Annotated in this window: 28 protein-coding genes and 1 tRNA gene; 1 reads left to right on the forward strand and 28 read right to left on the reverse strand. The window is 47.7% G+C overall.

Features of this window, described 5'->3' with window-relative positions:
• The 28 genes from trpB to HP399_RS31175 form a co-directional block, all read right to left on the reverse strand.
• Nucleotides 1–1221, reverse strand: coding sequence for a tryptophan synthase subunit beta (gene trpB, locus HP399_RS18260; protein ID WP_173617922.1), 1221 nt, complete (start codon nucleotides 1219–1221; stop codon nucleotides 1–3).
• Entirely contained in the window at nucleotides 1184–1852 is a 669-nt protein-coding gene (locus tag HP399_RS18265) for a phosphoribosylanthranilate isomerase (protein ID WP_173617923.1), read from the reverse strand. Before HP399_RS18265 ends, trpB begins: the two co-directional genes overlap by 38 nt.
• The gene (trpC, locus tag HP399_RS18270) at nucleotides 1849–2649 is read right to left on the reverse strand and encodes an indole-3-glycerol phosphate synthase TrpC (RefSeq protein ID WP_173617924.1); all 801 of its coding nucleotides are present in this window, start codon (nucleotides 2647–2649) and stop codon (nucleotides 1849–1851) included. Before trpC ends, HP399_RS18265 begins: the two co-directional genes overlap by 4 nt.
• Nucleotides 2639–3664 carry an anthranilate phosphoribosyltransferase gene (gene trpD / locus HP399_RS18275; protein ID WP_173617925.1) on the reverse strand — a complete coding sequence of 342 codons (1026 nt, stop codon included), beginning with the start codon at nucleotides 3662–3664 and terminating at the stop codon, nucleotides 2639–2641. Before trpD ends, trpC begins: the two co-directional genes overlap by 11 nt.
• The gene (trpE, locus tag HP399_RS18280; protein WP_173617926.1) at nucleotides 3658–5172 is read right to left on the reverse strand and encodes an anthranilate synthase component I; all 1515 of its coding nucleotides are present in this window, start codon (nucleotides 5170–5172) and stop codon (nucleotides 3658–3660) included. The genes trpD and trpE overlap by 7 nt, the downstream gene beginning before the upstream one ends.
• Nucleotides 5173–5461: 289 nt before the next feature.
• Entirely contained in the window at nucleotides 5462–5839 is a 378-nt protein-coding gene (gene aroH / locus HP399_RS18285; RefSeq protein WP_173617927.1) for a chorismate mutase, read from the reverse strand.
• A gap of 2 nt (nucleotides 5840–5841) precedes the next feature.
• Nucleotides 5842–6942 (reverse strand): 3-dehydroquinate synthase, encoded by a 1101-nt coding sequence (gene aroB, locus HP399_RS18290; RefSeq protein WP_173617928.1) that lies wholly within the window; start codon nucleotides 6940–6942, stop codon nucleotides 5842–5844.
• Entirely contained in the window at nucleotides 6942–8105 is a 1164-nt protein-coding gene (aroC, locus tag HP399_RS18295) for a chorismate synthase (protein ID WP_173617929.1), read from the reverse strand. The genes aroB and aroC overlap by 1 nt, the downstream gene beginning before the upstream one ends.
• A gap of 335 nt (nucleotides 8106–8440) precedes the next feature.
• A complete protein-coding gene (locus tag HP399_RS18300; RefSeq protein ID WP_007716564.1) occupies nucleotides 8441–8599 on the reverse strand; it encodes a hypothetical protein in 159 nt (52 codons plus the stop codon).
• A gap of 76 nt (nucleotides 8600–8675) precedes the next feature.
• Nucleotides 8676–9449, reverse strand: a complete 774-nt coding sequence (locus tag HP399_RS18305; RefSeq protein ID WP_173617930.1) for a CheR family methyltransferase — start codon at nucleotides 9447–9449, stop codon at nucleotides 8676–8678.
• A 128-nt stretch (nucleotides 9450–9577) separates the two neighbouring features.
• Nucleotides 9578–10021 (reverse strand): nucleoside-diphosphate kinase, encoded by a 444-nt coding sequence (gene ndk, locus HP399_RS18310; protein ID WP_007716560.1) that lies wholly within the window; start codon nucleotides 10019–10021, stop codon nucleotides 9578–9580.
• Between the two features lie 104 nt (nucleotides 10022–10125).
• A complete protein-coding gene (locus tag HP399_RS18315; protein ID WP_173617931.1) occupies nucleotides 10126–11091 on the reverse strand; it encodes a polyprenyl synthetase family protein in 966 nt (321 codons plus the stop codon).
• Nucleotides 11092–11100: 9 nt separating this feature from the next.
• Nucleotides 11101–11964 carry a menaquinone biosynthesis protein gene (locus HP399_RS18320; protein ID WP_173617932.1) on the reverse strand — a complete coding sequence of 288 codons (864 nt, stop codon included), beginning with the start codon at nucleotides 11962–11964 and terminating at the stop codon, nucleotides 11101–11103.
• A gap of 4 nt (nucleotides 11965–11968) precedes the next feature.
• Nucleotides 11969–12565, reverse strand: coding sequence for a UbiX family flavin prenyltransferase (locus tag HP399_RS18325; protein ID WP_007716550.1), 597 nt, complete (start codon nucleotides 12563–12565; stop codon nucleotides 11969–11971).
• On the reverse strand, nucleotides 12562–13431 hold the full coding sequence (locus HP399_RS18330; RefSeq protein WP_173617933.1) for a UbiA-like polyprenyltransferase: 870 nt from the start codon (nucleotides 13429–13431) through the stop codon (nucleotides 12562–12564). The genes HP399_RS18325 and HP399_RS18330 overlap by 4 nt, the downstream gene beginning before the upstream one ends.
• 77 nt (nucleotides 13432–13508) lie before the next feature.
• Entirely contained in the window at nucleotides 13509–14228 is a 720-nt protein-coding gene (locus tag HP399_RS18335; protein ID WP_048032635.1) for a demethylmenaquinone methyltransferase, read from the reverse strand.
• Between the two features lie 4 nt (nucleotides 14229–14232).
• Nucleotides 14233–15069 (reverse strand): heptaprenyl diphosphate synthase component 1, encoded by an 837-nt coding sequence (locus tag HP399_RS18340; protein ID WP_173617934.1) that lies wholly within the window; start codon nucleotides 15067–15069, stop codon nucleotides 14233–14235.
• Between the two features lie 125 nt (nucleotides 15070–15194).
• The gene (locus HP399_RS18345; RefSeq protein ID WP_173617935.1) at nucleotides 15195–15710 is read right to left on the reverse strand and encodes a hypothetical protein; all 516 of its coding nucleotides are present in this window, start codon (nucleotides 15708–15710) and stop codon (nucleotides 15195–15197) included.
• 76 nt (nucleotides 15711–15786) lie between these two features.
• The gene (gene mtrB / locus HP399_RS18350; RefSeq protein ID WP_007716531.1) at nucleotides 15787–16017 is read right to left on the reverse strand and encodes a trp RNA-binding attenuation protein MtrB; all 231 of its coding nucleotides are present in this window, start codon (nucleotides 16015–16017) and stop codon (nucleotides 15787–15789) included.
• A gap of 37 nt (nucleotides 16018–16054) precedes the next feature.
• Nucleotides 16055–16765 (reverse strand): lytic transglycosylase domain-containing protein, encoded by a 711-nt coding sequence (locus HP399_RS18355; protein WP_173617936.1) that lies wholly within the window; start codon nucleotides 16763–16765, stop codon nucleotides 16055–16057.
• Nucleotides 16766–16876: 111 nt separating this feature from the next.
• Nucleotides 16877–16953, reverse strand: a tRNA-Pro gene (locus tag HP399_RS18360).
• 66 nt (nucleotides 16954–17019) lie between these two features.
• Entirely contained in the window at nucleotides 17020–17583 is a 564-nt protein-coding gene (gene folE / locus HP399_RS18365) for a GTP cyclohydrolase I FolE (protein ID WP_173617937.1), read from the reverse strand.
• 236 nt (nucleotides 17584–17819) lie between these two features.
• Nucleotides 17820–18092 (reverse strand): HU family DNA-binding protein, encoded by a 273-nt coding sequence (locus tag HP399_RS18370; RefSeq protein WP_005831316.1) that lies wholly within the window; start codon nucleotides 18090–18092, stop codon nucleotides 17820–17822.
• Nucleotides 18093–18329: 237 nt separating this feature from the next.
• Nucleotides 18330–19808 carry a stage IV sporulation protein A gene (gene spoIVA / locus HP399_RS18375; RefSeq protein WP_106837772.1) on the reverse strand — a complete coding sequence of 493 codons (1479 nt, stop codon included), beginning with the start codon at nucleotides 19806–19808 and terminating at the stop codon, nucleotides 18330–18332.
• A gap of 181 nt (nucleotides 19809–19989) precedes the next feature.
• Complete coding sequence (locus HP399_RS18380; protein ID WP_173617938.1) at nucleotides 19990–20718, reverse strand: hypothetical protein; 729 nt, start codon at nucleotides 20716–20718, stop codon at nucleotides 19990–19992.
• Between the two features lie 16 nt (nucleotides 20719–20734).
• The gene (locus tag HP399_RS18385; protein ID WP_173617939.1) at nucleotides 20735–21082 is read right to left on the reverse strand and encodes a 2Fe-2S iron-sulfur cluster-binding protein; all 348 of its coding nucleotides are present in this window, start codon (nucleotides 21080–21082) and stop codon (nucleotides 20735–20737) included.
• 16 nt (nucleotides 21083–21098) lie between these two features.
• Nucleotides 21099–21395, reverse strand: coding sequence for a 2Fe-2S iron-sulfur cluster-binding protein (locus HP399_RS18390; protein WP_173617940.1), 297 nt, complete (start codon nucleotides 21393–21395; stop codon nucleotides 21099–21101).
• Nucleotides 21396–21407: 12 nt separating this feature from the next.
• Nucleotides 21408–21770, reverse strand: a complete 363-nt coding sequence (locus HP399_RS31175; protein ID WP_370642519.1) for a DUF2768 domain-containing protein — start codon at nucleotides 21768–21770, stop codon at nucleotides 21408–21410.
• Here HP399_RS31175 and HP399_RS18400 point away from each other — a divergent pair.
• Nucleotides 21731–22219, forward strand: a complete 489-nt coding sequence (locus HP399_RS18400; protein WP_173617942.1) for a hypothetical protein — start codon at nucleotides 21731–21733, stop codon at nucleotides 22217–22219. The genes HP399_RS31175 and HP399_RS18400 overlap by 40 nt on opposite strands.
• Nucleotides 22220–22250 lie beyond the last annotated feature (31 nt).

Here is a 22250-nt window from a genome sequence, read left to right on the forward strand (position 1 = left end):
TTACTCTCCCCCTTCTGCTGTCAGCGCTTCTTGAATAGTCAGTACGTCCTTGTCGCCACGACCAGATAAACAGATAACCAGTATTTTGTCTGAAGACATCTCTTTCGCACGTTTTATCGCTTCAGCTATTGCATGTGCGCTCTCCAACGCTGGAATGATGCCTTCCGTTTGGCAAAGCACTTGTACCGCCTCGAGTGCTTCCGCATCTGTTACGGATGTATAGGTCACTCTTCCACTGTCTTTGAGATAGGCGTGCTCAGGTCCTACTCCTGGATAATCCAAGCCAGCCGAAATCGAATGCGCTTCTTGCACCTGTCCGCAATCATCCTGCAACAAATAGGTTAAGGAACCGTGGATGACTCCCGGGCGTCCAAGTGTTAGTGTTGCCGCATGCTTTTCGGTATCGATTCCTTTTCCTGCCGCTTCTACCCCTCTGAGCGCGACAGACTCATCCTGAATGAATGGATAAAACATGCCAATCGCATTACTGCCGCCACCAACGCAAGCAACAACCTCGTCTGGAAGCCTTCTGAGCATTTGCAGGACTTGACTGCGCGTCTCTTCTCCGATAATTTTTTGGAATTCGCGAACCATGTACGGGTATGGATGTGGGCCAACGACAGATCCGATGACATAAAACGTTTCATCAACATGGGAAACCCAATGGCGAATCGCTTCATTTGTTGCATCCTTAAGTGTACGTGATCCGGATACCGCAGGGATGACTTCGGCTCCAAGCAGCTTCATCCGAAAAACATTCAACGACTGGCGACGAATATCTTCTTCCCCCATGAACACTTTGCAAGAGAGTCCGAGCTTTGCCGCAACCGTTGCACTTGCCACTCCGTGCTGACCAGCTCCCGTTTCGGCAATAATTGATTGTTTGCCCATGCGCTTGGCTAGCAACGCTTGGCCCAAAGCATTGTTCAATTTATGTGCACCCGTATGGTTGAGATCTTCTCTTTTCAAATAGATTTGAGCGCCACCGACCGCTTTCGTCAAACGCTCTGCATAGGTGAGCGGGGTTGGGCGTCCAGCATACTCGCTGAGCAGTCCATTCAATTCTTGAACAAATGCCGGATCACGACGTGCTTCTTCAAAAGCAATCTCGAGCTCTGTCACCGCATTCATCAAGGTTTCCGGAATAAACTTGCCTCCGAAGGCACCAAATCGTCCGTTTTCGTCAGGCACGACTCGCGTAGTTGTTTGAATGTTGTTCATGCACCTTCACCCTCTCCACCAATGTTTTTATTTTTTCGGCGTCTTTTTCGCCATCCGTCTCTACTCCACTGGATACATCGACAATCCCTGCTTGATACTGTCCCATTAATTCTCCGACATTCTCCGCATGAATCCCTCCAGCGATGATGCAGTCTGCTTCCTCGCATGCTGCTTGCAAAGTAGGGATTTGCTCCCACGAAAACTTTTTCCCAGTGCCACCTGCTTGACTAGGGTCATACGTATCAAATAAAAAGGCACTGACAATGCCTCGATAGGATCGGATTTCTTGAGCAGCATCCGCTTCCCCGCCCACTGCCAACGCCTTCCACACCGGAATAGCGAACCGCTCCCGAACTTGCTGGCAAAATTGCGGTGTCTCCTGTCCATGCAACTGGATCACGGATAACGGTGCCGCGCTTAGCACTTCCTCCAGCTCTTCCATCGTCGGATTAACGAACACACCAACAGCAGGAGGATGGCCCGGAACGGTTGCAAGTAATTGTCCAGCCGTCTGGGCATCAACTTGTCGCTTACTTGGGGCAAAAACAAGGCCTACATAATCGACTTCCAGCTCTTTTAACAGCGCAAGTGTTTCCGCTCGCTTAATCCCACATATTTTTAAACGAGTCATACACTCACCCCCGGCGCTGCTTCTCCCACGAGATCAATGACTGCGCGCTCTACGTCTGTTTGACGCATGAAATGCTCTCCAACCAGCACAGCCCTTGCACCTGCACTTCGTACATTCTCAATATCCGCTGGTGTCGAAATCCCACTTTCGCTCACGATCGTCAATGACGTAGGCAGTTCTGCAATCAGCTCATGCGTAACGGCCAGGTCAGTTTGAAATGTATTTAAGTTTCGATTGTTGATCCCGAGCAATTTAGGTTCCATTGCTTGAAAAACAAGCTCGCATTCTTGTTTGTCATGCACCTCAACCAGTACATCCATGCCCAGCCCCTCGGCAGTTTGGTTTAGGTGACGAAGTGATTCTCGATCGAGAATGGCAGCAATAAGCAACACGCAATCAGCGCCTGCTGCTCTTGCTTCCACGACTTGTATTTCATCAAGTAGAAAGTCTTTTCTGAGTAACGGACGATCAATTGCCTCGTGAATTTGTCGTAGATAGCTCAAGCTCCCTTGAAAAAAGGACTCATCTGTCAAAACAGACAAGCATTCTGCGCGAGCAGCCTGATAAGCCTTCGCGATGGTCACTGCCTGGAAATCAGGTCGGATTAGCCCTTTGGACGGGGATGCTTTTTTCACTTCGGCAATCACGCTAACAGGCCGTACACTCGTCTCCAACGCCTGACGAAATCCGCGTGGACGTTGGACTTCCTTTGTTGCAAAAAGCAATGCTGAAACTGTTGTATCTGTATAGAGTCGTGCGATCTCTTCGCGTTTCTTTTCTACGATTTTACGAAGCATGAATCATACCTCCTGCGATGTGACGAACGTGCTCGAGCTTTCGCATTACTTGTCCGCCGTCGATCAGTTCCGCTGCACGTATAACACCTGTTTCAATCGAGCTAACTCGATCTGCGAGATAGAGGATCGCGCCCGCATTCAGCAAAACGATGTCGCGTGCTGCCCCACGTGCTCCCGAAAACACATCGTGAATGATCTTGGCATTCTCAGTCGCATCACCGCCGCGCAAAGCATCCTTTTCATGTCGGCGAAGACCGAACTGCTCTGGCTCGATTTCATATGTCAAAATACGCCCATCACGCAATTCGGCAATATGGCTCGTTCCCGTGACCGTCAATTCATCCAGACCATCCGAGCCTGCGACAACAAGCGCTCTGTTCACATCGAGTTCGTGTAAGACTGCAGCTACATTTGGTAGCAGTTTGGCATCATAGACGCCCATCAGCTGATGGCTGGCTCCTGCTGGATTCGTCAATGGTCCCAGTAAATTAAACACCGTGCGAATCGCCAATTCTTTTCGCGGTCCAGCCGCATGCTTCATCGCTTGGTGGTACAAAGGAGCGAACAGGAAGCAGAGATTGGTCGCACGCAGGCAATCTGCCGCGTCCTTTGGAGATAAATTGACGGGCACTCCCAACGCTTCCAATACATCAGCACTGCCGCTTTTGCTGGAAACCGCACGATTCCCGTGCTTGGCAATGCGTACACCGTCAGCTGCCGCAACAATTGCACTCGCCGTCGAAATGTTGAAGGTATGACTTCCGTCTCCGCCTGTTCCGCAAGTGTCTACCAGACCTGGAAGATCGATGGGAAAACTCATCGCCCGCGCTCTCATGGCTTTGGCAAAACCGATAATCTCTTCCACTTGCTCGCCTTTCAAGCGAAGACTCGCTAAAAATGCACCAATCTGAGCAGGAGTTGTCTTTCCATCCATAATCTCGCCCATGGCCTCTTCTGCAACCGTCCGTGTTAAGTGCTTCCCAAGCAGAATTTGTTCCAGCGCGTATGTTAGCATGACAACTCCACCTTTCTGACAAACATCTGTTCAGCTTTTTCCAACGCCGAGAGCATCGCTGCTGCTTTGTTCACCGTCTCTTGATATTCACTCGCAGGGACCGAGTCCGCTACGATGCCTGCACCTGCCTGTACATGTGCGTAGCCATCCTGAAAGAACAACGTTCGAATCGTGATGCAGCTATCAAGTGAACCATCAAATGAAATGTAGCCAATTGCTCCCGCATACAGATGGCGTGCGTCAGGCTCGAGCTCTGCAATAATTTCCATCGCCCGCAGCTTGGGAGAACCAGATACTGTACCAGCCGGAAAAGCACTCAGCAATGCATCGAAAGCATGCAGTCCCTCACGAAGCTTGCCGGTCACATGCGAAACCATATGCATCACATGGGAGTAGTTTTCAATAACCAATGCTTCTTCCACTTTCACGCTTCCGTATGCAGAGACCTTTCCTACATCGTTGCGCCCTAGATCCAGCAGCATGTAGTGCTCGGCTCTCTCCTTTTTATCTGCCAAAAGATCAGCCGCCAACGCAGCATCTTCTTGTGGGGTTGCCCCTCTTTTTCGCGTTCCTGCAATCGGCCGCATCTCTACTTTTTCATCTTCTACACGCACAAGCAGTTCTGGGGATGTCCCGACGACTGTTTCGCCCTCGTATTCGAGATAGTACATGTACGGGGAAGGATTCAACGTACGCAGCAATCGATACACCGCAAAAGGATCGACATCCGTCTTTACGGAAAAACGTTGGGACAACACGACTTGAAAAATGTCGCCGGCTGCGATGTATTCTTTCGCCTGCACGACTAGCTGCTCGTATTGCTCACGCGTCATATTTGGCTCTACTGTTAATGGCGTTGGTGTATCTGCCGCTACTTGAATGCGTTGATCCATTTCAAGCGGAGCGGAAACCTTGGTAACCAGCTCCTCGATTCGTTCGCAGACTTGTTTGTATTTTTCGCCAATAGTGTCTTCGGTGTCTCCTGGCTCCACATGGAGGTTCACAACCAATTGAATTTCCTGTTTCAAATGATCAAATGCGATCATCTCATCAACGAACAGAAAGCGCATATCCGGCACTCGTACAGCTTCCTTGCGATGTGCTGGCAATTTTTCGAAGTAGCGTAGCGTATTGTAGCCGAAAAAGCCTACCGCACCACCACTGAGACGAGGCAACCCGGGTAACTTCGGGCTTTTGTAGCGATCGGTTTCTTCACGCAAAAAGGAGACGGGATTTCCTGTTTGGACAAGCTTTTCACCAGTGCGATAGGAAACCGTGATTTCTTCACCTTTTGCTTCCACGATTTGAAAAGGGTTCATGCCAATGAACGAAAAACGCGCCCAACGCGCACCACCTTCTACGCTCTCCAGCAAAAAGGAATCACTCGTGCGAATCTTCTGATACAAGCGAATTGGTGTCTCCTGATCCGCCAACAGTTTCATGCTTACAGGGATAAGGGAATACGACGCCGAGAGGGTCTTAACCTCGGCAAGGGAAGGGAAATACATGGACTCTCATCTCCTCAATTAGTGGGAGAGAAAAGGGAATGAGGCATCCACCTTTTCTACACCCGCTTCCTAGAGCGAGAGGTAGGGGGAGAATTTTTTGTATACAAAAAAATCCAGACAAAGAGACCTGGATTGGGTGTCAATATGTACCCAGCCTTCTCTTCTCTCCTCGACCTAACTCATCTCAACTCTGCTCTACTCAATCTCTGCTCTCAGCCGGCTTTTGCTTATTACCGGAAAAAACGAGGCGCTCTCGTTTCACTTATGGTAAAAGAGAGCGCCCTAATTGTCAACCGCGATTTGTCAAATCCGGGCGCAGCTTGACTGATTCACGCAAAAAGACGTGATGAATGTCTTTTGCTGTCTTGTCCGTATTCACATGCATCATGACACGAATACAAAGTGGCAAGCCACCCGGCACCGGGATTTCTCTTGCGCACATGAGTGGGACATATTGCCAAGCTTCTCCTTCAAGCAGGCGGGCCGCTTGAGCAGGGAAGGTCGCACAGAGGTCCTCTGTCGTCGTGATAATGATGCTGCCTATGTCTTCGGGGTTTACTTCATTGCGGCTTACCATTTCCTCCAACAACCATTTTGTAGAGGAGACAATCTCTTCGCGCGTATCGGCTTCCACCGTAACCGCGCCTCTGATTCCTCTCATTCCCATCCTTATCCCTCCACTTCTTCTCTCATGATTCCCAGTATGAGTTCTTCTTCTATATTTTTGACGATTTCAACCTGCCCGATTGCCCTAGGCAACACCAAGGCCAGCTTTCCGCCTACCGTCTTTTTGTCTCGTTTCATGGCTTCCAACACAGCTTCTGGCGAGAGATTGCCCGGCCAAGCCGTTGGCAGGTGGAACAATTCCAGCATCCGTTTCGTGCGATTGTATACACCTGTCTCGGCAAAACCAATTCGTTCCGCTACCTTGGCAGCCAAACACATCCCAATTGAGATGGCTTTCCCATGATTCAGGGTGGAGTAAGCAGACAGCGCTTCAAACGCATGACCAAACGTATGACCCAAATTAAGCAATGCACGCTGCCCTTGCTCTGTCTCGTCTTGAGAAACAATAGCCGCTTTGACTGCGCAACCTTTTTCAATGGCTTTCCCTAATAATTCAGAATCGAGCTGCCATAGCTTATCCGCGTTGTCTTCCAGCCAATCGACAAAGGCAGCGTCGGCGATAAGTCCATGCTTAACAACCTCTGCAAAACCTGCTGCGACTTCACGCTTCGGTAAGCTATGCAATGCTTTCGTGTCGTAAATGACAACTTTGGGCTGATGGAAAGCACCTATGAGATTTTTTCCGAGTGGATGATTGATCGCTACTTTTCCACCAACTGAGCTATCATGTGCGAGCAAGGTAGTCGGCATTTGAACAAAATCAACGCCACGCATGTACGTAGCAGCCACAAATCCAGCCAAGTCTCCGACGACTCCACCACCGAGAGCCAATACAGCAGACTTCCTGTCCAGTCCTGCATCAATTGCTTCCGTCATCAATCGTTCGTAGACAGCCAGGCTCTTCGATTGTTCTCCTGCAGCGATGACAGCTGAGTGGGCCTGATAACCATGCTGCCGCAAAACATCGAGCAAAGGCTCTAAGTAATGAACGGCTACATTCTCATCTGTGACAATCATCAGCTTGCTAGTAGAAGCAATTCCTGCCTCTACTAGCAACGCTGCTGCATCGTGCAAAAGACCGTCGCCTATCACAATCTCGTAGGAACGCTCGCCCAGCTCAACAGTCAGCTTCTCTACACTCATTAGAATTTCTCCGTGTACGCACGGTATTGACTTACGTTTTCTGCCATATCGTCAAGAGAATCAGAAGGGAATTTTTCGCACATTGCACTCGCGATCTCCCATGCTACAACAGCCTCCGCGACCACACTTGCCGCTGGAACCGCACAACTGTCAGAACGCTCAATGCTCGCTGAGAATGGCTCTCTCGAGTCGATATCCACACTCATCAACGGTTTGTACAAGGTAGGGATCGGCTTCATGACACCGCGAACAACTACAGGCATTCCTGTCGTCATTCCGCCTTCGAGTCCACCTGCACGATTCGTTTTACGGCTGTAGCCGGTTTCTTCGTTCCAAAGAATCTCGTCATGAACTTGTGAGCCTTTCAGACCGGATGCCTCGAATCCGATACCGATTTCGACACCTTTGAAAGCCTGAATGCTCATAATCGCTTGTGCAAGTCGTCCATCCAGCTTGCGGTCCCATTGCACATGGCTACCCAAACCAATCGGCACACCTTCAACGATAACTTCTACGGTACCACCGAGGGAATCCCCGTCTTCTTTTGCTTTGTCAATCGCCGCCATCATCAGTGGCTCTGCTTCTTTATCCAAGCAGCGTACTGGTGATTCTTCGGTGCGCGCTATCAGTTCGTCCAGACTTACTTCTTGACGCTTCGCCACGATCTCATTGATCTGGAGTACCTGTCCGCCAATACGGATACCAAATTGAGCCAGCAATTGGCGAGCTACTGCACCAACAGCTACGCGGACTGTAGTCTCACGAGCGCTGGAGCGTTCCAGAATATTGCGCATATCGCGTTGATGATACTTAATAGCCCCGTTTAAATCAGCATGTCCAGGGCGTGGACGTGAAACACGACGCTTTTCTTCAGTGCCTTCCTCTACAGGTTCAGCACTCATGATTCCTTGCCAATGCGTCCAATCATTATTTTCAACGACCAGTGTGATAGGAGCTCCGGTTGTATATCCATGACGGACACCAGAAAGAATTTTCACCTGATCCTTTTCAATCTGCATTCTTCTGCCGCGGCCATGGCCTTTCTGACGACGTGCCAACTGCTCATTAATTTCCTCAATGGAAATCGGCAAGTTGCTCGGTACGCCCTCGATGATAGCTGTTAATTGCGGCCCGTGGGATTCCCCTGCTGTCAAGTAACGCATCTCTATCCTTCCTCCATCCTCCAGGCAGCCGTATCCCCTTAAGGTTCTCTTTTCGGGGTGCTGTCCTTTATCACTTTTAAGCGCTATAATATCATACCTAGTACGCCGTGGAAATACAAAAGTGGGAAACGTCTGCGAAAAACCTTTTCTTCTTACAGGAAAACGCCCCTCCGTATTAGGAGAAGCGCTCTCTTTACGCTATCGCGAATGAATCAGGATTGACATACCTACACGTTAAGGAAACCTCTATCGTTGATAGCTCACGGAGGAGCGACCGCGTTTTAGAGGAAGTTTCCATGCGTTCCGGAATATATAAACGAAGCGTTTATATATTCCTACACGTTGAAAAAAGGATTGGGGCTCAGCGGTTTGCGAGTGTGATCCACGCGTATCAAATCATCTAGTTGTGTCCTCTCCGCCCCTAAAATCTGACCACATTCCTGCAGCGTGATCAGCCCTCGACGGTATGCTTCGATGACCTTGTGTTTATCCATCTGCTGCCTCCTCTTGCAAAGTAGGTATTCCTAGTCTTGGGAAAAAACAGCAGAGATATACCAAGGCCAACATGAATCAACCCATTTTTCGATAGAAGAACGTATCCTCTGTCTCCAATTGGTATTGTTGCGGCTGAAAAATTTGTTCCGTACTGCCTACAAAGAGTACCCCGCCAGGTTTCAGTGCCCGACTAAACTTATGATACAGCTCATGCTTTGCTTCCTCGGTAAAGTAAATCATCACGTTCCGGCAAATAATCAAATCAAATTGAGAATCAAATGAGTCCGCCAATAAATTATGTTTTTTGAACGTCACTTTTCTCTTCACTTCATCCGTGATGCGATAGCTGAGTGTATCTTTTTCAAAATACTTCGGTACGAGGTCTTTCGGGCAATCTTGCAGGGATCGGTCCGTGTATACCCCTTGCTTTGCTTTTGCTAGTGCTCCCTCATCAATATCGGAAGCGAGCACGGTCGCATCCATCTTCTTGCGTAGCAAAATCAGTGAGAGTGTGTACGGCTCCTCCCCTGTCGAGCATGCCGCACTCCAGCATTTCACCCGCGGCGATTGCTTCGCCAAGCGCGGCAAAATTTTATTCTCGAGAACTTCCCACCGGCCTGGGTTGCGGAAAAATTCCGATACGTTGATGGTCATCCTATCGAGGAACTCATAGAAAAGCTCCTTGTCTTTCGCGATGGCATCGAAATACTGGGCAAATGTGTTGTACCCCCGCTTTTGTCTCAACGAGGTTAGACGGCGCTTCATCTGTGCTTCCTTGTAGAGGGCAAGATCAATTCCAGTCATTTTCTTCACACTAGCAATAAATTGGAGAAAGTCCTTATCTTCCATGCTGAATCGTACCCCCTTTGCAAACTCCCTAATTTCATTCGCTATATTTCGTCATTATCCTATCTGTTTTGACAAAGATTTTGACAAAAAAAAGAAAACCCCAATAAATGGGGTCTTCTCGATCAGTCTTAGATCCAGCGTTGGATTGTTTTCTCGAAGGAGAGAACTTCTTCAGCGGAGAACCACAGGCCGATTTCACGCTCAGCGCTCTCAGGAGAGTCAGAGCCGTGGATGATGTTCATGCCAACGGAAGTAGCGAAGTCGCCACGGATCGTACCGGAAGCAGCGTCAACTGGGTTTGTTTTGCCCATCATAGCGCGAGCAGTTGTGATTACGTTGTTACCTTGCCATACCATAGCGAATACTGGTCCGGAAGTGATGAAGTCTACCAGTTCACCGAAGAAAGGGCGCTCTTTGTGCTCTGCATAGTGTTCTTCAGCCAGTTCGCGGCTTACTGTCATCAGCTTAGCACCTACGAGTTGGTAGCCTTTTTTCTCAAAACGGGATACGATTTCCCCGATCAGGTTGCGTTGTACGCCATCTGGTTTTACCATAAGGAATGTTTTTTCCATTGTAAGTATGCCTCCATTAGAGCTATGTATTGGTGCATAGGACACCATTGAAAAGTTTATCAAAACTAGAGTGGTCAAGCAACAGGTAGACCGTCAAAATATCATTAAAATTTGCGATCAATAATATAATTGGCGATACCTGTCAAAGATGTCTTAGCTTGGTTATTAGGTAAATCTGCGAGAATAGCATGCGCACGGGTGATATAGCGTTCAGCGAGGCGCTGCGAAAAAGCTATGCCCTCATCTTCTCGCACCATACGAACCGCTTCATCCGTATGATCCCAGAACGTATTTTGCGCGATCCATTCCTGGAATTGCGCACGTGCTTTTCCATGATGAGCCGAATAAAGCGCAGGCAACGTAATGTTTCCATGCACCAAATCACTTCCAGCAGGCTTCCCTAACTGCTTCTCAGTCCCTGTAAAGTCCAAAATGTCGTCAGTAATTTGAAAAGCCATCCCCACATTGTAGCCGTACCAGTACATTTTGCGAATCATATCATCTGACGCTCCGCTTGCCACTGCTCCTAATTGACAGCTAATGGCAATTAAAAGCGCAGTTTTTCGTTTGATTCTGCGCAAATACGTACGGAAGTTTTGGTCCCAGTTATTCAAATCCTTTACTTGCTCGATCTCTCCCTTGCAAACCTCGACGATTGCATTCGAGAGAATTTGGTGCAATTGCGGGATCGGGAGCTGGGAGGCAATGGCCAATGCCCGTGCAAAAATATAGTCGCCGGCGTACATGGCTACTTTGTTATCCCACTTCATCCGAACGGTGTCTTTCCCGCGACGCTTATCCGCATCATCAATTACATCATCATGCACCAGGGAAGCCATGTGGATTAGTTCTAGAGGAACGGCCACATGCTTTAGCTTTTTGACATCGTAATTACCCCACTTACCGCCAAGCAATACAAAAACGGGACGAATCCGCTTTCCTCCTGCCTTGAGTAAGTGAGTCGAAGATAGATACAGCTCTCGAACCGGTGTATCAATTGCTTTTTCCAGTTCATCTTCTATGTATTGGACATCTTTTTTCATCTTGAAGTAAATATCGACTAGATTCATCCGTTCCACCTATCTCGTCAACGTAGTATTGGTCTGTCGGCCGCCAGCCTGCCACAGATCGACGGTTGCAGGTGCCGATAGAAGTCCCAGCTCCGCTGCGCATCGGTAATAGTACTCCAGTCCAATCCGCTGAACGTCACCGAAATCGTGCTGTAATCCTTGGAAATAGTGGATCCATTGCTCTTTCTCTCCACCGAAATGTGTGTGAACGTAGTCAATCAATGGGGCTGTATTCGCTCTTGTTTTCCTTTTGCTCTCTAAAAAAGAGGCATGGACGTCCGCGATCAAATCATGATGATCGACAATAACTGCTCGACGAAGAGCCCAAATGGCAAAGGTCATGGAATAGCCCGTAAATTGATGCCACAGCTCTCCTAAGTCATAGACATGCAGGTCTTTGGCCGTTCGCTCAGCCGAAATGGCGTCATCCCCGATCAAGAGCGCTGCGTCAGCATCCTCCAGCATTTCTTGCAAAATGGGTTCCTGTGTAACGTAGGAAATCTCATAATCGTAAAACTTATGGAGAATGATCTTTAAGAGGTTCACTGTGGTAGCCGATGTGTTGGTCAAGGCTATTTTGGCACCGTTTAATTGTTCAATCGGCTTTTTGCTGAACAAGAAAAGGGAGCCTACTCTCCCTTTGGCACTGACAGACAGATCTGCCAATGCCACGTATTCGGAGGCATGCTCTGCATAGCTAAACGAAGAAATCGGACCCAAGTCAATCTCGCCATTCGCCATTGCAGTGTTTAACTGGGCAGGAACTTGGCGGATGAATTCGATTCGGTCTTCGAATTTCGCCTGATCAAAATAGAAGTAAACCGGCAATACATTGGTATACAAAATTTGTCCAACACGCAAAGACTTTTGCATGCGTTTATTCCCCCCAACGCCGGAACAGCGAATGTGGTACATCAATTGCATCCAAAGTTTTCCCTACCACAAAATTAATCAGATCATCCATGGTTTGCGGTTTCTGATAGTAGCCTGGCATAGCAGGCAGAATCTTTACTCCTAGACGGCTTAATTTGAGCATGTTCTCGAGCTGAATCGCATTGAGCGGCGTCTCTCTCGGAACGATGACCAAGCGCCGACCTTCCTTGATCATGACATCAGCAACCCGCTCCAGCAAATTACCTGATGCGCCATGCGCGATGCCAGAAACAGTCCCCATCGAGCACGGTACTACGATCATACCGTCACAGCGATAGGAACCACTGGCTGCGGGACAATTGAAATCTCGCAGTCCCCAATAATGTAGCTCACCCGAAAAGTCTAGTTGCAGCTTCTCCTGCAATAGAGCTTCTCTGTCATCCGTGTGCCAATCCAGTTCATCACGAAACACTTGCCAGCCTGCTTCTGTAATCATCAAGTGAACGATATGTCCTGCACGTAAAAGCTCCTGGACGACTCGAACACCATAGATAGCACCACTTGCACCCGTTATCCCGACAGCCCACTTTTGCTTGTTCATGCAATCACCAAATCAATCATCGTAAAGGTAAACATCACGACACTCAAGATGCCGTTCATATTGAAGAATGCCATATCCAGCTTGGACAGGTCTGTAGGCTTCACCAGCGTGTGTTCATAGATCAAAATCGCACCAGAAATGAGCACACCTACCAAGAACCAAATAGACAAGTCTGCGACTACATACAACGACATCAGACCAACGAAAGTAAGAACGTGGCATACGCGGGCAATCAGAAGTGCATTGGCAATTCCGAAGCGGCTCGGCATGGAATAAAGTCCTTCTTTCCGGTCAAAATCGGCGTCCTGGCACGCATAAATGATATCAAATCCTGCTGTCCAGAACAAAACGGAGGCAAACAATAGAAGGCCGATGCCATCTACTTGACCCGTTGTCGCTACCCAGCCACCCAACGGTCCAAACCCGATGGCAACCCCGAGAACAAAGTGGCAAAGCCAAGTAAAGCGTTTTGTATAGGAATAAAGCACAAGAACAAACACAGCGAGCGGCAACAATTTCACAGCCAAATCATTTAACTGATATGCAGCAATGAATAACACCGCAAAGGACACCACGATAAACAAAATGACTTCCACAATCGAAATGAGGCCAGCAGGAATCGCTCGTGTGACCGTACGAGGATTTCTCGCATCAATCACCCGGTCGATGACACGGTTTAAGGACATCGCTGCACTGCGAGCGCCCACCATCGCTACCGTCACCCAAAAAATTTCCGACCAGGTAGGCCATGCATTCTCTACCACAATACTTCCCAAAACAGCTCCCATAAAAGCAAAAGGCAAGGCAAAAAGGGAGTGTTCGAATTTAATCATTTCCAAGATGACTTTCAATTTACGTAGACCCATCTATGACACTTCCTATCTAGTGAAGAAATACCGGTTTACTCCCCATATACGCGTTTGGCGCCATCGCATATGTCAACCTATGGCTTTGTGCCCATATGCAAGGCTGATACGCCGCCCATAAACAATTTGACCTGAACCGGGTCCAAGCCTGCTTTCTGAAACATGCTTGCCAGCTCGCGACTGTCAGGGAAATTGGTCAGGGATTGTGGCAGCCATGCATACTCTTCGTACTTGTTGACTGTCAGCTTCGCGATAAATGGCAAGATTTTGTAGAAATATAAGTAAAATAGCTTCCGGTACGGAATGAATGGGGGCTTGGACACTTCTAGAGAAACGACTTTACCGCCCGGCTTCACAACACGCGCCATTTCATTCAAGACCTGCTGAACATCCGGTACATTGCGCAAGGCAAACCCGATTGTGACGAAGTCGAATGTATTATCCTCATAAGGCAGATTCATTGCATCTGCATTCACTAGCTTTACGTTGTTGCCAACACCTGCGTTCGCCACTTTATATGCCCCTACATCCAGCATATTTTGGCTGAAATCAAGACCAACAACACTGCCTTCTTTTCCAACAGCCTTGGCTAATGCAATGGTCCAGTCTGCTGTACCACAAGCAACATCCAACGCCGTATGCCCTGGCTGGATATTCATCTGCTTCATCGTGTAATTACGCCAAGCAATATGACTGCCAAAGCTGATTACATTATTCATTTTGTCGTAATCGTTTGCAATGCTCTCGAAAACGGAGTGAACGTACTCTGCTTTCTCATTCATCTGTGTCTGGTTCACTTGGCTACATCTCCTCAATTACCTTCTTCAAGCGACTGATCCGATGGGAGTACCGTGCCGTAATAGATGCAAGCATGTTCCGCGTCTCTGCAGGATGTAGCGTACGTACCATTTGCTCACATAAACCGATTAATTCAATGGCTTTCCCCTCAACGCCTGACAAAACTTGCGCGAGTGTAGCCCCAGGTTTTTGCAGCAAAAAACGGGCAAAACCAAAAGGAACTTGTTCTTGCCATTTGAGCTGCTCCCACTCTCCAATCACACTCTCTACCTTGGCTGTTTCCTTCATCAGATCGCTCCAGAAACGACGGCGATCAGCTGAATCGGCATACTCTTCTACAACAGCCACGTATAAGCCCGTATCAATCGTATTTCGCAGTTCCCAGTACTCTTCATCTGATAAAACCTTGCTATCTCGCCCAGCGATGTAGAGTCTCATTTTCGCTTCGTTCACTCGCTGAATGGCTGCCGACAACACTTGAATGGCTTGGATTTCACCCGTTGAAGCCAGAAGGTGATAATAACGACTGCTGTAATAATCACCCGCAAGTACGGTCAGCTGTCGGTTTCGCTCCGCGCTCTGTGAGGAGTCGTACTCATTTTTCACGAGCTCATGCGTGTCCAGTCCCAATTGGACAAGTCCTGTTGCTGTGCATAAAACCGAAGCCTTTTCCTTCGGCATACCTTGTTCCAGCAAAAAAAGGTACAACAGCTCTAGACGATTTTCCGCCATGGAAGGAACGTCAACATAATGTTCTACATAGGAATGGGTGATTCTCTTGTAGATTTGTTCGATAATGGACCGAACCTCTTCTACATTCGGGGAAAGTTCTTTGCTCATGCGTCCTCCTCCACAAGCTGCACAACCTAAAGATGTCTGCCTGTTCCGTACTGTTCCTTACTCTTCGGTCTTCCTCTGCCGTCCGGTCAAAAGGCCGTCTCTACTATCATACCATACTTCTTCCATCAGGGACTAATTCGCTCATAAAAATACGGCTCGATTCGAATGGGAAATGTACTGCTTACAAAGGACTGGATATCCGAAGGGTCGGTCAAAGGTTTGTCATGTCCTGCGAGATTTCCAGTTGTCGATTGTATGGCAATCAATAATCTCGATTCTTTTGGTGGATCCGTCTCTTCCAACAAGCGATAGTACACGGGCCCGACATTCTCTGCATAGGTACGCAAGTCGTATGTCAAACGGTAAAAATCTTGATAGACGATGTTTAACTCTACTTTTTCGGCAGGTTTCACCACAAAATCGACATAGATCGATGGGTTTTCCCATTTTATACGCTTAATATTATAATGTGTCGACATCCTTGTAAACAAATCAAGAGCATTTTGCTCGCTTAAGTGAATAGCACGTGCCGACTGAAATGTCGGTATATCCGCTTGCATCCACTGACTTGTGGGAACGAGTGACAGCATCAGAGCCAAGAAAGTGGAAACAGCAATCGCCATCAACAATTGGCGCGGCATAGACATCCCTCCTCTCCTCCATTGTACAAACAAAAAAAGCAGGCTATGCCTGCTTCTTAGCAAAACGACTTGCTCTTTATTCGGTCGTATCCACGACGCCATGCTGCGAGTAAATCACTGCTTTTCCTCGCACCTTAATCGCAGAGGTGTGCTCCGTAAATTGAAAAATCATAACTTCGCCTTTATCAAGCTTCTCTGTATGATGAAAACGCGTATCAGTACCTCTTGTTAATCCGATCACATGAACGCCATTTTCCTTCGCTTTGACTACGAAATAATCCTGATTAAATCCAGATGGTTGTGCCACTATGTTTCCTCCTGACCAATACGATATGCGCGTACGTCTAGTATGATGCCCCTTCTGACTCCAGTCGGCTCATGATCTTGTCTACATAGCGCTGTGTCTCTTGCGGCAATTGGTCAAACTTCGCTTCCAGTTCGTCATCACTGCTGATTCCCAGACGACTCATCCGACCTGGACCAGCATTGTAAGCAGCAAGTGCTACTTTCACATCTCCATCATAACGATCCAAAAGTGACTTCAAATATTTTGTTCCACCTTCAAGGTTTTCATCAGGGTCGTATACATTGCGGACTTGCATGGCTTTTGCCGTATTGTCCATCAGCTGCATCAAGCCCTTCGCCCCTGCGTGAGATTCTACATTCGGATTAAAATTGGATTCGGCCCTGACGACCTCTCTCACCAGATCAGCGTCCACTCCCATCGCTTTCGCTGTCTGATCAATCTTGCCCAAGATTTCTGGGGTAGGAACAGATGGCCCTTTTGCAAAAGACAAGGACTGCTCATTTTGAATATGGGTAGGAATCTTCCAGTTCCTAGAACCGTCTAACTTGGCTAAAATCTCCTGCGAACTGATAACCCGCTGGCCGGTTGTTGCTAACTGGGACTGCAGGATGTCCGAGAAGAGCCCTTCGTCTCCATACGAAAGCGAAGAGGCGTCATAGTTTTGCGGCAATGTTTGCAAATATGGTTGAAGTGATACAGGCACCTTCATAGCATTGAACAACCCTTCCCTAGCTTGTCTACCTATCATTATAAAAAAGAAAGATCAGGAAGCCAATAGCAAAATGGTACTACTTGGGAGAGTAGTCATTTTACATAAAAAAGAAGCCTTTGCTCAAGGCTTCTGATCGTTATATGCAGATGGTCGGAATGCAGGGATTCGAACCCTGGACCTCACCCACCCCAAGGGTGCGCGCTACCGGGCTGCGCCACATCCCGACTGTACATCCGTACTATACAATATTTTACCTATAGAGTCAATATAATTTCCTTATTTTTGAATTCTTAGCGAATCAAGCTAAATACTTCTGCACGGGCTGCCGCATCTTTCTCAAACATCCCACGAACAGCAGAAGTGATCGTTTTCGAGCCTGGCTTTTTCACACCACGCATCGTCATGCACATATGCTCTGCTTCTAAAACCACGACCACGCCATGTGGATCGAGCTTGCGCATAATCGCGTCAGCTACTGTTGCGGTAATTCGTTCTTGCAACTGCGGACGTTTTGCTACAGTGTCAACCGCACGCGCCAGCTTGCTCAGTCCTACCACACGGCCTCCACGAGGTACGTAAGCTACATGCGCTTTTCCGAAGAAGGGAACCAAGTGATGCTCACACATGGAGTAAAACGGAATGTCCTTCACTAGAACCATTTCCTCATGATCTTCGCTAAAGACAGTCTCGAAATACTGCTCTTCGTCTATATGCATGCCCTCAAATACTTCAGCGTACATTTTCGCAACTCGCTTAGGGGTATCCAGCACTCCTTCACGATTAGGATCATCCCCCACTGCCTCTAGGATCATGCGAACAGCTTGCTGTATTTTATCTAAGTCGACGTTCATCATTGTACCTCCTACGTAACGGCATACGCCTTGTTTCTCATCACTAAGGTCTGCCTGCTCCAAATCAGTGCCAGACTTATTGCCTGCTCGCGATCAAAGCCAATCTTACCATATCGTTTAAAAAAAGACAAAAAGATATACCAGAATTTTCATAGGCAAACTGTATGTACACAGAAAAAAACCCACATTTTATCAATGTGGATTTTTTTATGTAAGTGCTTCGTTCTCAAAAGAAACAACTACTTGATGGAGTCTTTGAGTTGTTTACCTGGTTTAAACGCAGGTACTTTGCTGGAAGCGATTTCGATCTCTTCACCAGTTTGTGGGTTACGACCTTTACGAGCCGCACGTTCACGAACTTCGAAGTTACCAAAGCCGATCAGTTGGACTTTATCACCAGTTTTCAATGCATCTGCAATTGCGTCAAGAACTGCATCAACTGCTTTTGTTGCATCTTTCTTGGTGAGTTCTGTGGTTTCAGCCACTTTTGCAATCAGTTCTGTTTTGTTCATTTTATTCACCTCCCCTCAAAGAACACCAAGTCCTAGCTATTATTTTTCTTAACCGAAACGAAGCGTTTTATACACGAATGGTTGTTTTTACCGATCTGACAAGCTTATAGTAATACACCGATTTCTTAAATTCAAGCCCCTCCTGTCGAAATTGAACGAAATACAAGAAAAAAAGGCATCTCGTCATATCAGATGCCTTCCCTATATTTGTTGTTTATAGGACTTTGGAACTATTTATTAGAGTATGATCGCTATCAGGCCACCCGATCCCTCGTTGATGATTCGACCCAATGTTTCCTGTAATTTGTATCTGGCGTTGTCTGGCATCATGGTAATTTTTCCCTGAATACCCTCTCTTACGATGGAATGGAGCGAGCGTCCAAAAATATCGGAGTTCCAGATAGAAAGCGGGTCTTTGTCAAAATCTTGCATCAGATAGCGGACAAGTTCCTCACTCTGCTTCTCTGTTCCGATAATCGGAGCGAATTCAGACTCAACATCCACCCGAATCATGTGAATAGACGGTGCAGTTGCTTTGAGTCTGACTCCAAAGCGCGGTCCCTGGCGGATTAGTTCAGGTTCGTCCAAGGTCATTTCATGCAACGACGGGGCTGCTATACCGTAGCCCGTACTTCGGACCATGTGCAATGCTTCCGCTACCTGATCAAACTCGCGCTTGGCATGTGCGAATTCCTGCATGATTTTCAGCAAGTGATCCTTGCCATTTATCTCTACACCGACAATTTCCATCAAGATGCGATCATACAGCTCATCTGGCGCGTAGAGGTCAATCTCCGCGATTCCTTGCCCCATATGCATACCAGCAAGGGAAGCTTTCTCTACGAAGTCATAGTCATTGAAGAAGCCGACGACACGGTCCACATCGCGTAACCGGCGGATGTCCTGCACGGTCTCACGTACAGCTTCCTCGTAGTTCTGACGTAGCCAGTGCCCGTTTTCCAGCACCATTACCCAGCTCGGCAGATTTACATTTACTTCATGAACTGGGAATTCAAAAAGGACTTCTCTCATAAGGAGCAAGATTTCCTGCTCTGTCATATGATCAACCGACAAGGCCACGACTGGTACATCGTATTTTTCCTGGAGCTGCACACGAAGGTTTTGTGCTTCGTCGGAGCGCGGACGCGTCGAGTTTACAACGATCACGAACGGTTTTCCGACTTCCTTCAGCTCGTTTACAACTCGCTCCTCTGCATCGATGTATCCTACACGCGGTATTTCCGCGATGCTGCCATCCGTTGTCACAACGATCCCGATGGTTGAGTGTTCCTGGATAACCTTGCGTGTCCCGACTTCGGCCGCTTCCTCAAACGGTACAGGCTCTTCATACCAAGGGGTATTTACCATTCTTGGGCCATTGTCGTCTTCAAAGCCCTTAGCCCCTTGCACCGTATAGCCAACGCAGTCAACGAGGCGGACATTGATGCTGAGTCCTTCTGTTACATGTACGTTAACAGCCTGATTCGGAACAAATTTGGGTTCGGTTGTCATGATTGTTCGTCCTGATGCGCTCTGCGGCAACTCGTCTGTCGCTCGTATCCGCTCCGCTTCCGAGTTGATATTCGGGATGACAACTTGCTCCATAAACCGCTTGATAAAGGTCGACTTTCCCGTACGAACAGGGCCTACCACTCCGAGGTAGATGTCTCCGCCCGTCCGTTCGGCAATGTCTTTAAAGATGTCGACTCGTTCCACCATCGATGACCTCCTTCTATTTGTCTATTTTTACACTATGACCGATTTTCCGAATTATCCCTGACCGCCAGTATTTTCGTAGGGAATCTCGTACTAGTTTTGTGGACAGTACAAATATATGTATTTTTGCGTTAACTAGAACAAAAAAAAACGACCCTGATCAGAGTCGTTTTCCGTAAAGTTAATTTAGTTTGAGAAGCTTCGGTTCACCATCGACCATTTCATAGGGAAACGATTTCGCGGGCACGAACATGGAATTGCGCGCCAGCACGTATCTCGGGTCTGTTTTTGCCGGCACGGTTACTTTTGTATCCCGAAGCAATTGCGCGATATCCGTAGCATAATCAATCCCGACTTGTCCTTCAGCATTCATGACCAGTGGCAATAAGTAAGTCCCCATCGTGGACGGCACCTGCCATGCATTTAACCCGAGCCGCTCATGATCGATGGAATAGTATCCATTCCCCAGATCAGCGAGTACAGGCAGCTTTTCGAAATGTCCCTTGTAACGGTCTACTTCGCTCTGTACATCCGCTACTGTACTGACAGCGGTCAAATGAATGAGCTTCACTGTCGGCTTTGTATCCACGTCAATCAGCACGTACTTGTATACGCCGCCTTTTTCAAATGCGTTCCCAGGTACATCCGGCATGTATTTAGGGATCATCTTGCGGAAATCAATCTCGTATTTTTCAAAAATAGGAGTATCGAGGGGTTTCGTTACGATTGGCAACACTGCTGTGTCTTTTTGGAATTGCTCAATCGCTTTTTGTGTTGCTTCTACAAAAAAGGTACTAGGAATTTGATTCTCTGCTCTGCGCTCATCCGGATACAAGCATCCAGATAAAAGGGAAGACAGAATCGTCAAGCTGATCACAAGCTTGAACGATTTTCGCCACGATTGCCACATCTTATGTATACACCTCTTACATTCCATCTTCATTTTCATTGCGTTGTCGCTCGAGTACAGCCGCTACCACTGATTTCAGCTTGCTTTCTGGAATCCTGACCGTACAATCCTTTTCCGTCGTTTTTGCCTGACAGGCCAAACGAATCCCATTCGCCAGATCCTTTTCAGGCAGCTTGCGCTTTTCCAGTGCCGTTGGCGGGCATAGCAGGCCATTCTCAACGATCACGCGGCACATCAGGCAAGATGCGTGTCCACCGCATCTCTGCGGGATTACGACGCGAGCTGAAGAAGCTACACTGACCAAGGTTTGCCCTGTCCGCGCCTTCACACTCTTCTTGCTCGGGAGAAAGGTTACTTTCCCCATATTGTCACTTCCTTTGCTAGTACGGCCGATGAGCTACCTTGACTGTTCCTGATGAAACAATCTTCGTCTGGCAGCCCAATCTGTAGCCTTCTGCGCGTTCAGCCTTGCGCAATCGCAGTTTTTCTTCTGGTGTCACTTCGTTTAAATGCTCTGCCCCTTCCACAACATGTGTACGACATTGTGCACATACCCCTCTTTGGCATGCATGGCCCCACACAATGTTGTTCTTTTTTGCAAGAGCAACAATGGATTGATTCAACTCGATCGAGACTTCATGACTGCCTGCACGAGTAAGTAGTGTGATCGTTGACATCGATAAACCTCCCTAGACAAAAATCACAATCAAAATCATGATAAGCACGACGAGTAATAGTAAGAATGCGACGGTCTTCACAAGGAACCGCAAAAACCCATTGGTTATTTTTCTGGCAAAGATCATAACTAAATTGCAGACGAACATGAGCCCAATGGCGATTAAGGAAATGTTCATCTTTGTCATAGGATCAATATACATCGGGACTGCAGCATCCTTTGCATTTTTTGCTTTATTATACCATAAATCCCCCTCTTCGTCTGACGCTTGCGAACCTAAAACTAGACATTCGCATAGACTATCGTGATGAATTCGCCCATTGGAGGGATGAAACGTTGAGTAATAAAGTAAATAATCGAAAATGGCGGAATCCATACGCGCCTATACCCAGCAAAAAATTAAGCGACCAAGTCGAAAATGTCTCCCTTTCCATTTCACCAAAAAAAATCCTGCCCACAGTTGATTTGCGCACCTCTGTTACAAAAATGCGCCATAACATCAAAGGGATCGGCAGCACGATTCGGCAGGTAGAAGACACGATGGATTCGTTGTATGGGGCGATGGAGATGATGGAGAACCTCGGAAAACGCACGCCTGAGCCTGAGGTCGTTGCCGAAAAGCCTGCTGCTGCTACAGGCAAACGCAAAGCTGCTCCAGAACCACAAAAAGCAGCAGAAGCAGCACCACAGGAATCAGGCGGCTTAGGCAACCTTTTGGCCAATATAGATATCGGGCAATTACTGGGTCTCCTGCAATCCCCTTTGGTCCAGAACCTGATTACACAGGTAAGCAGCACCTCCAAGGAACGAAAAAAAGAGGGATAAGATCCCTCTTTTTTTCTTGCAATCTGTAGGT

Origin of the sequence: Brevibacillus sp. DP1.3A (assembly GCF_013284245.2) — a bacterium.
Lineage (GTDB): Bacteria > Bacillota > Bacilli > Brevibacillales > Brevibacillaceae > Brevibacillus.

Excerpts from the sequence above, each read along its gene's own strand:
- HP399_RS18320 (WP_173617932.1), bottom strand. The coding sequence starts at position 11,964 with ATGCAAAAGTCTTTGCGTGTTGGACAAATTTTGTATACCAATGTATTG.
- aroH (WP_173617927.1), bottom strand. The coding sequence starts at position 5,839 with ATGGGAATGAGAGGAATCAGAGGCGCGGTTACGGTGGAAGCCGATACG.
- HP399_RS31175 (WP_370642519.1), bottom strand. The coding sequence starts at position 21,770 with ATGGATTCCGCCATTTTCGATTATTTACTTTATTACTCAACGTTTCAT.
- trpB (WP_173617922.1), bottom strand. The coding sequence starts at position 1,221 with ATGAACAACATTCAAACAACTACGCGAGTCGTGCCTGACGAAAACGGA.
- HP399_RS18265 (WP_173617923.1), bottom strand. The coding sequence starts at position 1,852 with ATGACTCGTTTAAAAATATGTGGGATTAAGCGAGCGGAAACACTTGCG.
- HP399_RS18390 (WP_173617940.1), bottom strand. The coding sequence starts at position 21,395 with ATGTCAACGATCACACTACTTACTCGTGCAGGCAGTCATGAAGTCTCG.
- ndk (WP_007716560.1), bottom strand. The coding sequence starts at position 10,021 with ATGGAAAAAACATTCCTTATGGTAAAACCAGATGGCGTACAACGCAAC.
- HP399_RS18345 (WP_173617935.1), bottom strand. The coding sequence starts at position 15,710 with ATGCCGCGCCAATTGTTGATGGCGATTGCTGTTTCCACTTTCTTGGCT.
- HP399_RS18330 (WP_173617933.1), bottom strand. The coding sequence starts at position 13,431 with ATGGGTCTACGTAAATTGAAAGTCATCTTGGAAATGATTAAATTCGAA.
- HP399_RS18355 (WP_173617936.1), bottom strand. The coding sequence starts at position 16,765 with ATGATAGGTAGACAAGCTAGGGAAGGGTTGTTCAATGCTATGAAGGTG.
- HP399_RS18315 (WP_173617931.1), bottom strand. The coding sequence starts at position 11,091 with ATGAATCTAGTCGATATTTACTTCAAGATGAAAAAAGATGTCCAATAC.
- HP399_RS18385 (WP_173617939.1), bottom strand. The coding sequence starts at position 21,082 with ATGGGGAAAGTAACCTTTCTCCCGAGCAAGAAGAGTGTGAAGGCGCGG.
- HP399_RS18325 (WP_007716550.1), bottom strand. The coding sequence starts at position 12,565 with ATGAACAAGCAAAAGTGGGCTGTCGGGATAACGGGTGCAAGTGGTGCT.
- HP399_RS18300 (WP_007716564.1), bottom strand. The coding sequence starts at position 8,599 with ATGGATAAACACAAGGTCATCGAAGCATACCGTCGAGGGCTGATCACG.
- aroB (WP_173617928.1), bottom strand. The coding sequence starts at position 6,942 with ATGAGTGTAGAGAAGCTGACTGTTGAGCTGGGCGAGCGTTCCTACGAG.
- HP399_RS18380 (WP_173617938.1), bottom strand. The coding sequence starts at position 20,718 with ATGTGGCAATCGTGGCGAAAATCGTTCAAGCTTGTGATCAGCTTGACG.
- aroC (WP_173617929.1), bottom strand. The coding sequence starts at position 8,105 with ATGCGTTACTTGACAGCAGGGGAATCCCACGGGCCGCAATTAACAGCT.
- HP399_RS18340 (WP_173617934.1), bottom strand. The coding sequence starts at position 15,069 with ATGAGCAAAGAACTTTCCCCGAATGTAGAAGAGGTTCGGTCCATTATC.
- folE (WP_173617937.1), bottom strand. The coding sequence starts at position 17,583 with ATGATGAACGTCGACTTAGATAAAATACAGCAAGCTGTTCGCATGATC.
- trpC (WP_173617924.1), bottom strand. The coding sequence starts at position 2,649 with ATGCTTCGTAAAATCGTAGAAAAGAAACGCGAAGAGATCGCACGACTC.
- trpD (WP_173617925.1), bottom strand. The coding sequence starts at position 3,664 with ATGCTAACATACGCGCTGGAACAAATTCTGCTTGGGAAGCACTTAACA.
- HP399_RS18370 (WP_005831316.1), bottom strand. The coding sequence starts at position 18,092 with ATGAACAAAACAGAACTGATTGCAAAAGTGGCTGAAACCACAGAACTC.
- HP399_RS18305 (WP_173617930.1), bottom strand. The coding sequence starts at position 9,449 with ATGGAAGATAAGGACTTTCTCCAATTTATTGCTAGTGTGAAGAAAATG.
- trpE (WP_173617926.1), bottom strand. The coding sequence starts at position 5,172 with ATGTATTTCCCTTCCCTTGCCGAGGTTAAGACCCTCTCGGCGTCGTAT.